1 pseudogene is annotated in these 712 nt (G+C 63.9%); it reads left to right on the top strand.

The annotated features are described in order from the left end of the window. Positions 1 to 712 (top strand): annotated as a pseudogene (locus tag M0808_RS28385) (type IV secretion protein Rhs); the annotation flags it as partial.

Genomic DNA, 712 nt, shown 5'->3' with positions numbered 1-712 from the left:
AAAGACCGAGTTCGGCGATGACGGCTCGACGCTGGTCACCACTTACGCGCGTGATGCGGCCGGGCGTCTGCTGCTGAAAACCCTGCCCGACGGGGTTGAGGTGGCTTACACCTACGACCGACTGGGCCGTTTGACCGGTGTTGATGACGGCCAGCAACATCCGCTGGCCTTTGAATATGACCGACAGGACCGGCTGATCACCGAGCATCAGGGCTGGGGCACCCTGCGTTATGTCTACGACGCCTGCGGCCAGCTCAAGCGCCAGCGTCTGCCGGACAACAGCAAGCTCGACTATCACTACGCCAAGGGCGGCGCGCTGACGGCGATCGACCTCAATGGCACGCGGCTGACCCGCCACGTTTACCAGTCCGGTCGAGAGCAACAACGCCAACAAGGCCTGCTGCTCAGCGATTATGCCTACGACGATCAGGGACGTTTGCTGGCCCATGCTGTAGGCCATCAGCACGACTCGCTGTATCGCCGGGATTATGCCTACAGCGCCAACGGCAATCTGGAGCACATTGCCGACAGCCGCCACGGCCAGCGCACCTATGGCTATGACGCCCTCGACCGCTTGATCCGCGTCCGTCACTCGCGCGACGAACTGCCGGAATCCTTCGCCCACGACCCGGCCGGCAACCTGCTGATGCAGGATCGTCCCGGCCCCACGCGGATCAAGGGCAACCGCCTGCTGATGCAGGGCGACCGGCAC

This window comes from Pseudomonas sp. MWU12-3103b, from assembly GCF_023100615.1.
Lineage (GTDB): Bacteria > Pseudomonadota > Gammaproteobacteria > Pseudomonadales > Pseudomonadaceae > Aquipseudomonas > Aquipseudomonas putida_A.
The sequence above is the reverse complement of the archived record's forward strand: the minus strand, read 5'-3'. Positions and strand labels throughout refer to the sequence as shown.